The 11717-nt window shown below is 37.1% G+C and carries 13 protein-coding genes; all 13 read left to right on the top strand.

Annotated elements, in window-relative coordinates:
- Positions 1–22 precede the first annotated feature (22 nt).
- The 13 genes from mutM (at position 23) to IGK81_RS07070 (ending at position 11645) form a co-directional block, all read left to right on the top strand.
- Positions 23–859, top strand: coding sequence for a DNA-formamidopyrimidine glycosylase (gene mutM, locus IGK81_RS07130; protein ID WP_010737678.1), 837 nt, complete (start codon positions 23–25; stop codon positions 857–859).
- Positions 823–1458, top strand: a complete 636-nt coding sequence (gene coaE / locus IGK81_RS07125) for a dephospho-CoA kinase (protein ID WP_010719037.1) — start codon at positions 823–825, stop codon at positions 1456–1458. Before mutM ends, coaE begins: the two co-directional genes overlap by 37 nt.
- A gap of 52 nt (positions 1459–1510) precedes the next feature.
- Positions 1511–1843, top strand: coding sequence for a hypothetical protein (locus IGK81_RS07120; RefSeq protein WP_010737677.1), 333 nt, complete (start codon positions 1511–1513; stop codon positions 1841–1843).
- A 445-nt stretch (positions 1844–2288) separates the two neighbouring features.
- Complete coding sequence (nrdR, locus tag IGK81_RS07115) at positions 2289–2783, top strand: transcriptional regulator NrdR (protein ID WP_010719039.1); 495 nt, start codon at positions 2289–2291, stop codon at positions 2781–2783.
- A 40-nt stretch (positions 2784–2823) separates the two neighbouring features.
- Positions 2824–4212 carry a replication initiation and membrane attachment family protein gene (locus IGK81_RS07110; RefSeq protein ID WP_010737676.1) on the top strand — a complete coding sequence of 463 codons (1389 nt, stop codon included), beginning with the start codon at positions 2824–2826 and terminating at the stop codon, positions 4210–4212.
- The gene (gene dnaI / locus IGK81_RS07105; RefSeq protein ID WP_034698177.1) at positions 4212–5138 is read left to right on the top strand and encodes a primosomal protein DnaI; all 927 of its coding nucleotides are present in this window, start codon (positions 4212–4214) and stop codon (positions 5136–5138) included. The genes IGK81_RS07110 and dnaI overlap by 1 nt, the downstream gene beginning before the upstream one ends.
- 507 nt (positions 5139–5645) lie before the next feature.
- The gene (locus IGK81_RS07100; RefSeq protein ID WP_010737674.1) at positions 5646–6080 is read left to right on the top strand and encodes an LptM family lipoprotein; all 435 of its coding nucleotides are present in this window, start codon (positions 5646–5648) and stop codon (positions 6078–6080) included.
- A gap of 116 nt (positions 6081–6196) precedes the next feature.
- A complete protein-coding gene (locus IGK81_RS07095; protein ID WP_034698175.1) occupies positions 6197–6895 on the top strand; it encodes a tRNA (adenine(22)-N(1))-methyltransferase in 699 nt (232 codons plus the stop codon).
- The gene (locus IGK81_RS07090) at positions 6895–8016 is read left to right on the top strand and encodes a Nif3-like dinuclear metal center hexameric protein (RefSeq protein WP_412003851.1); all 1122 of its coding nucleotides are present in this window, start codon (positions 6895–6897) and stop codon (positions 8014–8016) included. The genes IGK81_RS07095 and IGK81_RS07090 overlap by 1 nt, the downstream gene beginning before the upstream one ends.
- A 14-nt stretch (positions 8017–8030) precedes the next feature.
- The gene (pepT, locus tag IGK81_RS07085; protein WP_010719045.1) at positions 8031–9263 is read left to right on the top strand and encodes a peptidase T; all 1233 of its coding nucleotides are present in this window, start codon (positions 8031–8033) and stop codon (positions 9261–9263) included.
- 132 nt (positions 9264–9395) lie between these two features.
- Positions 9396–10301 carry a diacylglycerol/lipid kinase family protein gene (locus IGK81_RS07080; RefSeq protein ID WP_025480176.1) on the top strand — a complete coding sequence of 302 codons (906 nt, stop codon included), beginning with the start codon at positions 9396–9398 and terminating at the stop codon, positions 10299–10301.
- A gap of 26 nt (positions 10302–10327) precedes the next feature.
- Positions 10328–10600, top strand: coding sequence for a DUF1294 domain-containing protein (locus tag IGK81_RS07075; protein ID WP_010719047.1), 273 nt, complete (start codon positions 10328–10330; stop codon positions 10598–10600).
- A 10-nt stretch (positions 10601–10610) separates the two neighbouring features.
- Positions 10611–11645, top strand: a complete 1035-nt coding sequence (locus tag IGK81_RS07070) for a lysylphosphatidylglycerol synthase transmembrane domain-containing protein (protein ID WP_034698169.1) — start codon at positions 10611–10613, stop codon at positions 11643–11645.
- The last annotated feature ends 72 nt before the right edge of the window (positions 11646–11717 follow it).

Below are 11717 nucleotides of genomic sequence, written 5' to 3'. Positions count from 1 at the left end.
CAAATAAGTCGAAGGTGAAAACATGCCAGAATTACCAGAAGTAGAAACTGTACGAAAAGGCTTGTCTCGTTTAGTCGTTGGAAAGAAAATCCAAAAAATCCAAGTCTTATGGCCAAGAATCATTGAACAACCAGAAACAGCAATCTTTGAAGCTTCGTTAGTTGGCGAAGAGATTCTGTCTATTGATCGAAGAGGCAAGTTTTTAATTTTTCGTTTGAGTCATTATGAATTGATCTCGCATTTACGTATGGAAGGAAAATACCAATTTGTTGAAAAAAATGAACCGATCGATAAACACACGCATGTCATTTTTTTCTTTGAAGATGGTAGCCAACTCCGATACCATGATGTACGTAAATTTGGACGAATGACATTAGTTGAAAAAGGAACGAGTGATGCCTACAAAGGCATCATGAAATTAGGTCCAGAACCGTTGCCAGATACATTTTTATTAGACGGCTTTCGTTTAGGCTTACAAAAATCTCATAAAGCGATTAAACCATTATTATTAGATCAAAAGTTAGTAACAGGTTTAGGGAATATCTATGTGGATGAAGCGCTTTGGGAAGCAAAGATCCATCCAGAACAGCCAGCGGATACATTGAAGCCCAAAGAAGCAGAGTTGTTACGAAAAGCAATTATTGACGTGTTGTCTCGGGCAATTGAGGCTGGCGGAACGACGATCAGGAGTTATCTCAATGCGTTAGGCGAGTCAGGTAACTTTCAAGTAGCTTTACATGTCTATGGTCAGACTGGTCAACCATGTGTTCGTTGTCATACACCGATCGTCAAAACAAAAGTAGCGCAAAGGGGGACTCACTATTGTCCAAATTGCCAAAGACTAAAAATCAGCAAGTAGGCTATGTCTTAGGCTTAACTGGTGGGATTGCTACTGGGAAAAGCACTGCAGCAGCTGTTTTTAGCCGTCACCAAATCCCGATGATCGATGGAGATATCATCGCCCGTGAAGTCGTCCAACCTCAGACTCCTGGATTGGCGGCAATCGTTCAAGAATTTGGGGAAGAAATCCTTCAAGAAGATGGCTCGCTTGATCGAGTAGCTTTAGCTAAGATTATTTTCGATTCGACAGAACAAAGACAAAAACTTGATCGCTTATTAGACCCCTTTATCCGTCAAGCGATTACGGAACAGATTAAGCAACAAAAAGCAAATTATCCTTTAGTTGTCGTTGATATCCCTTTATTATTTGAAGGTCATTATGAACAGGAAATGGATGCTGTAGCAGTCGTTTACCTTCCAGAAGAAATTCAATTGCAACGTTTGATGAAAAGAAATCAATTGACACTGGACGAAGCAAAGAAAAGAATACAAAGCCAGATGCCGATTGAAGAAAAGAAAAAATTAGCAGATATCGTTTTTGACAATTCCGGTAGTAAGGATGAACTGACTTGTCAAATCGAACGTTGGCTCTCAGACTTCAACAATCGATTTCTTTGAGTATATTTAGATAGTTTGCTATGCTGAATATAAAGAAAAGAGGGGGATTGGTATGGGGACTTTTAAAAATCAAAAAGATAAAGTAGTCGGTTCTGCAAAAGAAAAACTAGGAGAGATCTTGAATAAAGATGAACTGGTAGATGAAGGACGGGCACAATCAGAAGCTGCAAAAGAAAATGATGAACGCTACAAAGCCAGAGTCGATGAATTAGAAGACCAACAAGCAGAAAAAGAAGCCAAGGAGCAAGATCTGACACAAGAACGAAAAAAAGATGATCCAACACACAAAAAAACACCTTTACCAGAATCCGATCATATTCCTGAACAACAAAAAATCGATGAACAACGAATGAAACATTATACAGGGATTGAAGAAAAACTTTAATGGGTATAACTTAGACTGTTGAAACAGAGAGTGAGACAAGTTTTGTCTCACTCTCTGTTTTTTTTGAAGTATGCACCTGAAAGAAGTTTTTAAGAAGCACTGTTTTACATGCGATTTTCTCGAAAGTCAAGCCTAATTGTTTTGCTTTGGAACAATTTCGATCAATCGATTGAAAAAAAGGTTCTTCTAACGAGGTTTTTTATACAGGAGAGTCGCCTGTAAGAATTGTTTCATGTTATAATACAACTAGTTACATGTGTGAAACTTTTTTTATGGAAAAGCAGGAGTGAATCATAAAAATATTGTTTCATACGTAATTATTTACGTAACTATTATCGAGTGAAAATTTATCCTTTGACTGTTCGTTGAATCAATACTATATAAATTGATTCAATATATTAAATGAATGTATATCAGAAAAATTTCAGATTAAGAGGTGAAAATAATGAGATGTCCTAGATGTCAACATAACAATTCCCGAGTGATTGATAGTCGACAAGCGGATGATGGTCGAGCAATTCGTCGAAGACGAGAGTGCGAAAACTGTTCTTTTCGTTTTACAACATTTGAAAGAATTGAAGCAGCACCTTTATTAGTGATCAAAAAAAATGGGGAACGGGAAGAATTTAATCGTGACAAGATTTTAAGAGGATTAATCCGTTCAGCAGAAAAAAGACCAGTTGCGATGGAACAAATGGAGCAAATCGTAAATCATGTTGAAAATCGGGTGCGAAGTCTTGGTGAAAATGAAGTATCGACGACGTTGATCGGAGAATACGTGATGGAAGATCTGGTCAATTTAGATGAGATTGCTTATATCCGTTTTGCCAGTGTTTATCGTCAATTTAAAGATATGTCGGTGTTTTTAAAAGAATTACAAGACATCGTTGATAAAGCAAAAGAAAATAATAAAGAGAATCACAAAGAAAACAACGAATAAATCAGAAATAAAATCAAGTCATAAAAGGAGGCCAAATTCCTTGGATAACGCATGGAAAGAGCTTCAACCTAAAAATATCTACCAAGGAAGAAAAAGCTATCCGCTAAGAGAAGAAGGGAAATCCTCATTACTTTATCTCTACCAGCCATTAATCGGCAGTGAAGCTTTGAGTTTGTATTTTACCTTACTATCAGAAATTCCTTTACAAAAAGGCGTTGGACCGGAAGGATTACATGCTGATCTGTTAAGTAGCTTGAATTGTGGTATTCCTCAGCTTTATGAAGCACGAAAAAAACTAGAAGGGATCGGACTTTTAGAAGTTTTTTTCAAAGAAGACCCTAGCTTAGGGGGATGTTTTATTTATGAGTTACTTGAGCCAATTGAACCGTTAGCATTTTTTAAAGATACATTATTGTCTTTTCTGCTATTAGAAAAAGTCGGTCAACGGCGTTTCGATCAGTTGATCCAACTATTTCAGCCGGAACATTTTTCGACGAATGATTATCAAAAGATCACGAAGAAATTTTTAGAAGTATATCGCTTTAATGAAAAAACATATGCTGCAGATCAAGAGAAACTCGAGGGAAACCAACAGTCATTTACAACCAAATCAACTGATCTGGGGAAGTCCATGGAACAATCCACTCTTGATTGGCGCTTTTTGACAGATTGGTTGGCAAAAAAACATATCATGAATCTAGATGAATCATTGAAGGAACAGTTAACAATGTATCATTTACTTTATGGCGTGGATGAGTTGACATTAGGTGAATGGGTCGTACAAGCGTATGATTTTTCTGAGCAGACAGTATCTGTCAAAGAGCTTCAACGCATCGTATTGGTGAACCAACAGACGAAGCGAACAAATACATTGGCTAATCAAAATGAAGAAGCAACCTCTGCCAATCAGAATGAGACACCTAAGGAAGCAACTGCTCTGACAAATGCGACACTACAGTTAGTGAACGAAGCCAAAAGCATTCCGCCAATGAAATATTTAGAGGCACTGAAACAAGCAAAAGGCGGCTATGTGTCAAAACAAGAAACTTGGCTTTTACAGGATTTAGTTTCACAATCGGGATTGTCGAATAGTTTGATCAATATCCTGATCAATTATGTCTTAGTAATCAAAGATCGTCCTAGCTTAACCGCAAGCTTTGTCAACACGATCGCTAACGAATGGGCACAAAAAAAGATCATGACCCCAGAAGAAGCCATTGAACATATTCGGAAAACCAATAGCAAAGTCAAACAAAATACTAAAAATACGAACCAGAATTATTCAACTAATCGTCGAAACGTTCGTCGTGAGAAATTACCGGATTGGGTCAACCAGCCTAAAGAAGAGAAAAAAATCAGTAGTGAGAAAAAAGCGGAGATCGAACGACGATTCAAAGAATATTTTGCCAAGAAGGAGGGAGATAGCTAATGGAAGATGTAGGAAAAGAATTAAAGCGGATCATCAGCCAGCGAAATTATCAACAAAAATTTGCTGAAATGATCGAAGAAGTCCTCAACGATCCAGATGTGCAAGCCTTTTTGGCGGATCACAAAGATGAATTAACACAAGCAGATATCGAAAAAAGTTATGCAAAACTATATGAATTTGTCCAAGAAAAACGAAAATACCGAAAAAATGACCCTACGATGATCGCTCCTGGCTATGAGCCCAAGCTAACCTTGAATTTTCATTATGTCGATGTGACTTATGTTCCAACAGAAGCCTTATTGGCGAAGAAAAGACAAGAAGAAATCAGGAACCGGATCAAAGCTGTCGATATGCCAAAAGATATCCAAGATGCTTCTTTCAATAATTTTGAGCGTACCGATGGACGGAGCTATGCGAGCTTTGAAGCATTAGACTTTGTGGAAAATTATAGTGCAAGTCCCAAAGACTATCACAAAGGACTCTATTTAGTTGGCAGCTTTGGAATAGGAAAGACCTATCTTTTAGGAGCGACTGCCAGAGAACTAGCCATTAAAGGCTTTACAACTACACTTGTCCATTTTCCAACTTTTGCTGTTGAAATGAAACAAGCGATTGGAAAAGATCAAGTCGCAGAAAAACTAGATGCGGTCAAACGTTCACCCATTTTAATGATGGATGACATTGGCGCTGATGCAATGAGTAGTTGGATCAGAGATGAAGTCTTTGGTGTGATTTTGCAATATCGAATGCAAGAGCAACTGCCAACCTTTTTCTCTTCCAATTTTACAATGAATGAATTGGAACAACATCTTGCTGTGACACAGCGTGGAGATGAAGAACCATTGAAAGCCAAACGAATCATGGAACGGATTCGTTATTTGACAAAAGAAATTGAAATGACTGGACGCAATCGGAGAAATGGCTAGCGAAAAGAGAAAGCATAGAAGTCATAATTGTAGCCTTAGTAGGCTTAGAAGATGTGATCGAGAAAGCCTTTTGCTGAATTAGTTATTGCCCTATTTCCTGCCTATTGCTTTGATGGGTAGGAAAATAAGCAATGCAAACAATTAATTGAGAGAAGTCTGCAAATAATTCTCTTTTCAATGACTCTCGATGTTCACTTAGTTATTCAAGAAACTCATAATTTGAGATGAAAGTGTATCTGAATTCATACTTAACGCCACTTTTTTTGATCGTAACAAGCTACAAAAGTGGTGTCATACTGGATAGAGTGATGATTACTGAGAAGCTTATGCCTGATCAAAAGTTATCATGGTAACGAAAAAAGACAACCATAAATTTCTGATGAACAAGTATCAAAAACAAAATTGAACGACTAAAAACAGAATATATTGATTATCGTCAACTAAATAAAAAGTCAAAGAACGATCATCAATTGAAGTAATGTAAATAATTAGCCGGAGGATAAAGATATGAAAGTGATTTTTTCTTGTTTGTTGGCGACAGGGTTACTTTTTTCGCTAACAGGTTGTGGTAATGGAGATAAAAATGAGGCATCGATCGATTCGATTAGTGCGGAAACAACGACTAAAGCGAAGGATTCTTCTAACGAAGGACAAAGTATTTTTAAGGGTGAAATTGAAAGTATTGATGACTCAGTCGATGATACCATTCAAATCAAAGTGGTCAATGTAGATGAAATCGAAGACCCCGAGAATATTGGAACCTCTTTTGATAATGATGGTGTAACACTAAATGTTTCGAATGATCAATTAGTCGGAGGTAAGGAATCTTTTCAAAAAGGTGACGAGATCAAGTTTACTTTAAAAGAAAAACCAATTATGACAATGTCAATCCCTCCGCAAATTCCTGGTAATTCGATCGTTGAGGTAAGAGTTATTGAATAGTCAGTGTTAAACGTTTCGTAAAAGCAAATAGCTCATCAGGAGATTTGAAATTTTTCTTTTTCAAATCTCCTTCATTTATAGGGAAAATGTTATAATGAGGGGGAAGGAGTGAAGGTATGAACCACTTAGATTTATCGAAACGCTTAGCATTAGTGGGAGAATATGTCCCAACAGGAGCGTTTTTAGCAGATATTGGCTCTGACCACGCTTACTTGCCAGTTGCATTAATGTTAAAGGATAAAATTGAATTTGCTGTAGCTGGCGAAGTGGTGAAAGGCCCTTATGAGTCAGCAAAAAAACAAGTACAGAAAAATGGTTTAGAAAAGCGGATCGTTGTTCGTTTAGCTAACGGATTAGATGCGATTGAGCCAACAGATCAGATCAATGCGATCACGATTGCTGGTATGGGTGGGGCTTTGATTCGAGATATTTTAGAAGCAGGCGCCAAACAACATCGTTTAACAGGGAAGGAGCGTTTGATTCTCCAACCAAATATTGGCGAGCAAGCAGTGAGAAAATGGTTGCAAGACAATCACTATCAAATCATTGCAGAAGAGATTTTAGAGGAAAACAAAAAAATCTATGAAATCATTGTAGCTGAAAAAACACCGACGAAGCATATCTATAATGAGGAAGAGATTCTGTTTGGTCCATTTTTATTGCAAGGAAAAACAGTGGTCTTCCAAAAGAAATGGCAAAGAGAATTAAAACAAAGACAAGCGATTTTAAAACAATTGGCACAAGCACAGAACCAAGAAGAACGTGTTGAAGCGATAAAAAAAGAAATCCAGATGATCGAGGAGGTTTTAGCTTAATGGCGATCAACGGTAATGAATTTATTCGCAAATTTGAAGAATATTGTCCTCAATGGTTGGCTGAAGAAGGAGATCCTGTGGGGCTACACCTCGGAACATTAAATAAACCGATTCAACGCATAATGATGACGTTAGATGTTCGTCCAGAAGTTGTGCAAGAAGCCATCGAAAAAAAGATTGATTTGTTAATTGCTAAACATCCTCCCATTTTTCGACCAATTAAACGATTAACAACGGATCATCCACAAAAAAAAATGTATGCTGATTTATTAAAACATGATATTTCTGTCTATGCAGCACATACCAATATGGATATTATCGAGGATGGATTGAATGATTGGTTTTGTGAAGCATTAGGAATCAATGTCGAAAATTATTTGTTAAAGACACATACAAGGCATTACAAAAAACTAGCTGTTTATGTACCGATCGAAGACGCTGACAAATTACGTAAGGCTTTAGCTGAGGCTGGTGCGGGTGAACAAGGTCATTACGATCATACAAGTTTTACCAGTATTGGCGAAGGTCGTTTTCGACCGAATGAACAGGCACATCCCGCAATTGGTAAAAATGGCCAACTAGAAAAGGTAGAAGAAGCTAAAGTGGAAGTGATTTTTCCTGAAGACCGTGAGGAAAAAGTGTTATCAGCTATGTATCGTGTCCATCCTTATGAAGAAGTAGCATTTGATTTGTTTTCAATTGACGAACCGACTCAAACCTGGGGGATCGGTCGAATCGGAGAATTACCAGAAGCGCTTGATTTAGATACCTTTGTATCTAAAATAAAAGAAGTCTTCCAATTAGAAGGGCTACGAGTTGTTCGTCCAACTCATACAAAGAGCACTGTTCAAAGAATCGCCATTTGTGGTGGTAGTGGCGAAAAGTTCTATCCTTATGCATTAGCTCAAAAAGCGGATGTTTATATTACTGGAGATATCTATTACCACACAGCTCAAGATATGCAAAGTGCAGGCTTGATTGCGATTGATCCAGGTCATTATATTGAATCTTTATGTAAAGAAAAGTTTGTCGAAAAATTTGAGAAATGGAAACAAGAAGAAAATTGGACCGTTGATTTCTTTGTTTCAGAAACGGATACGAACCCATTTCAATTTAACTAAAGGAGAGCTGTTGTATGTACGAAAATCTTTTACCACGTTTTTTACGCTATGTTAAGACTGAAACCAGATCTGATGAAAGTAGTCAAACGACTCCTTCGACACAAACACAAGTCGCTTTTGCGCAAGTCTTAAAAAAGGAATTAGAAGATTTAGGACTAACCAATGTATTTTACAATGAAGAAAATGGATTTGTTATAGGAACATTGCCAAGTAACATTGAAAAGAAAGTTCGCTCGATCGGTTTCATTGCCCACATGGATACCGCAGATTTCAATGCAGTAAATGTTAATCCACAAATCATTGAGAACTACGATGGGGAATCAACGATTGTTCTAGATAGTGAAGAACATTATACATTAAATACCAAAGACTTCCCTAATTTGAAAAACTACGAAGGACACACATTGATCACAACTGATGGCAGTACGTTGTTAGGTGCGGACGATAAAGCTGGGATCGCTGAAATTATGACCGCAATGGAAATTCTGCTGAAAAACCCAACTATCCCTCATGGTGAGATTAAAGTAGCTTTTGGACCAGATGAAGAGATTGGGGTAGGAGCAGATAAATTTGATGTCCAGCAGTTTGATGTTGATTTTGCCTATACCGTGGATGGTGGACCTTTAGGCGAATTGCAATATGAAACATTCAGCGCAGCTCAGGCTAATATTTCAATTCAAGGAAAAAATGTCCATCCTGGTACAGCCAAAGATACGATGATCAATGCATTACAATTAGCGATAGACTTCCATAATCAACTACCAGCAGATGAAGTCCCAGAAAAAACGACAGGTTATGAAGGGTTCTTCCATTTGATGGGATTAAATGGAAATGTCGAAGAAGCAACTATGAGTTATATTATCCGTGACCACGATCGAGAAAAATTTGAAGCACGGAAAGCGAAAATTACTGAAATCCAAGAAAAACTAAATAGTCGCTTCGATCAGACACGTGTGAAAGTTGATATGTATGATCAGTACTATAATATGCGAGAAATTATTGAAAAAGATATGAGCATTGTTGAATTAGCAAAACAAGCGATGATCGATTTAGAAATCGAGCCTGTGATTGAACCAGTACGAGGTGGAACAGATGGATCGAAAATTTCTTATCTAGGCATTCCAACGCCTAATTTGTTCGCAGGTGGCGAAAATATGCACGGCCGATTTGAGTTTGTTTCTCTGCAAGTGATGGAAAAAGCAACAGATGTGATTGTAAAAATTGCAGAATTGAATACAAACGTATAAAATCAAATAGGAACGTGGATGGATCAAGTAAGTGAACGAAGTGGATCTATCCTTTTAGCTGGGGGTGGGCGTATTCCAACAATGGAACGTCTGACCCCTTGGTTTTTGTGTAAAAATGGGAGGAAGAAAGAAATGGAAAAATTGCTAGTTTTTTATAATCAAAGCTCAGGACAAGATGAAGGTGAAAAATTAGCAAGCTGGTTTAAAGAATATGCCTTAAAGAAACGACCAGAACTAATCATCAATCTTACGGAAACAGGTCCTTCGATCAAGCATGAGACATTAGTCAAAAAGGCCGAAGAAACGCACGCAGATACCTTAATCGTAATCGGAGGCGATGGTACGATCCATCATATTGTACAGGCTTTTCAAGATAAACTTGAGCATTATCAAGTAGGACTACTACCAGGAGGAACAGTCAATAATTTAGCTCGTGTTCTCGGTATTCCATTAGAAAAGGAAAAAGCTGCAGACATTATCTTAGAGGGGCAAATCCGTCAAATCGATTATGGAAAAGTCAATGATGAAGTTATTATCTCAACTTTAACGATCGGTATACTGGCAGATACAGCTGTTTGGATCAGTCAAAAAGAAAAGCAAAAATATGGTTCTTGGATTTTTATCAAACGGTTCATCAAGTTATTATTAAAAAAGAGAAAGTATCATTTAGATATCAAAACAGAAAAAGAACATTGGCGAGGAAAAACACAATTATTGACAGTCACAATGTCTAACTCAGTAGGTGGTTATACGAATTTTGATGATTCAGCTTCACCCGATGATGGTATGTTTCATGTCACAATCATCCCATCTTTAGATATTTTTCGATTTGTTTTTTATTTGCCTCGTTTAATCAAAGGAAAAATTTACTCTGTCCCAGGTATCAATTATTTGACTGCTAGTCAAATCAATATCCAAGCACGGGAAAAATCAGTTGGCACTCGTACAGATGGTGATACGACAGATAATCTGCCTATCGAATTAGTCGTAGTCAAAAAAGGGTTGTCGGTCTTTGCTCCTAAAGAAGAGCAAAAATGATGTGCTAGAGGTGGAGGAAAACACGTATGGAAGCTTTACTACACAATCCTTTGTGGTTTTATTTAGTGATTGTCAATTTATATTTATTTTGTTTGATGGGTTACGACAAGTATCAAGCAAAAAAAGGCGGTTGGCGCGTTCCAGAAAATAATTTGATTTTTGTTAGTTTATTAGGCGGTGGAATTGGGGGATTGATTTCTCGTAAAGTATTCCATCATAAAACGAGAAAAAAGAAATTTACAGTAGGATTTGTACTGGGTGTATTGGTGGATTTACTGTTGATTTATTTTTTTCATTAAGGAGTAGTTGATGGCGACAAAAGGTGCAAAAACGAAAATAGCGTTAAATCTATTCTTATTGATTGGAATTTTTGCCATTATTTATTATTTGATCAACCAATCTTTTGCAGATATTTTCGCTGAATTGCTGTCTACAAGTTTTATCGTTCTGGTAGCGGCATTCTTGTTAGGAACGATCTATCAGGTGGCAGAAGGTCGTTCAATCAAAGAGATTGCCAAACCCTTCGAACCAACATTTTCCACTTGGGATGGTTTTTGGACGTCTTGCTATATTGCATTTTATCGAATCGTTTCATTTGGAACAGGAACTTTGATTTCAGAAATTTATTTTTATAATAAAAAAGGAATGAAATACTCACAAGGTGCAGGTGTCACTGCGTTGCATATGATTATGTATAAATTAGCCGTGATTACCTATGCGATCATTGGTTTGATCATCCAGTTCTCTTTATTTTATTCCAAAGGACCAAACATGATTTGGTTCATTATTGCTGGCATTATTTTAACTGGGCTGATCATTGCCTTTTTATTGATGGTCTCAATGAGTCTGAATCTACAAATTTTCTTTGTGAGTATCTCAAACAAACTGTTTCGAAGTGAACGCATCAGAAGTTGGGTAGATACATGTAATACACAAATCTATTCGTTGAGAGAAACTGTCCAGACAATTGTCAAAGATCGAACAGCTCTATTACGCATCTATTTTTGGAATATGGTCAAACTGATTTTTTGGTATATCATGCCCTATCTCTTTTTGGTTGAAAACCATCCCACGATCGACTTTCTCTTGACCTTTTCATTTATCAGTTTTGCGGTAGTTTTATCTGGTGTCATCCCTACACCAGCTGGAATCGGTTCATTTGAATTTGTCTATCTGTTGTTATTCAGACCACTTGTGGGAACCGTAGATGCTGTTTCTTCTTTATTACTGTATCGGTTTAGCTCATTTATCTTACCTTTTATTTATGGGTTATTCTACGTGATTGCTGATCGTCGAAAGGTAATCAAACAAGAGATCCAAGATGTTAAAAACAATAAAAAATAATCAAATTGACCATTACAGCAATTGTATTGAGTCATATTATTAGATCCAAAACACAACAGTAAGTCCATCCAA

Source organism: Enterococcus sp. DIV0703 (assembly GCF_051711065.1).
Taxonomy (GTDB): Bacteria; Bacillota; Bacilli; order Lactobacillales; family Enterococcaceae; genus Enterococcus_B; species Enterococcus_B hirae.
Note: the sequence above shows the minus strand (reverse complement) of the source record. Positions and strands in the feature narration are given on the sequence as shown.

What these genes read in the sequence shown, in the direction of transcription:
- IGK81_RS07095 (WP_034698175.1), top strand. Translation starts at nt 6,197, where the DNA reads ATGAACCACTTAGATTTATCGAAACGCTTAGCATTAGTGGGAGAATAT.
- IGK81_RS07100 (WP_010737674.1), top strand. Translation starts at nt 5,646, where the DNA reads ATGAAAGTGATTTTTTCTTGTTTGTTGGCGACAGGGTTACTTTTTTCG.
- nrdR (WP_010719039.1), top strand. Translation starts at nt 2,289, where the DNA reads ATGAGATGTCCTAGATGTCAACATAACAATTCCCGAGTGATTGATAGT.
- IGK81_RS07080 (WP_025480176.1), top strand. Translation starts at nt 9,396, where the DNA reads ATGGAAAAATTGCTAGTTTTTTATAATCAAAGCTCAGGACAAGATGAA.
- pepT (WP_010719045.1), top strand. Translation starts at nt 8,031, where the DNA reads ATGTACGAAAATCTTTTACCACGTTTTTTACGCTATGTTAAGACTGAA.
- IGK81_RS07075 (WP_010719047.1), top strand. Translation starts at nt 10,328, where the DNA reads ATGGAAGCTTTACTACACAATCCTTTGTGGTTTTATTTAGTGATTGTC.
- mutM (WP_010737678.1), top strand. Translation starts at nt 23, where the DNA reads ATGCCAGAATTACCAGAAGTAGAAACTGTACGAAAAGGCTTGTCTCGT.
- IGK81_RS07120 (WP_010737677.1), top strand. Translation starts at nt 1,511, where the DNA reads ATGGGGACTTTTAAAAATCAAAAAGATAAAGTAGTCGGTTCTGCAAAA.
- IGK81_RS07090 (WP_412003851.1), top strand. Translation starts at nt 6,895, where the DNA reads ATGGCGATCAACGGTAATGAATTTATTCGCAAATTTGAAGAATATTGT.
- dnaI (WP_034698177.1), top strand. Translation starts at nt 4,212, where the DNA reads ATGGAAGATGTAGGAAAAGAATTAAAGCGGATCATCAGCCAGCGAAAT.
- IGK81_RS07070 (WP_034698169.1), top strand. Translation starts at nt 10,611, where the DNA reads ATGGCGACAAAAGGTGCAAAAACGAAAATAGCGTTAAATCTATTCTTA.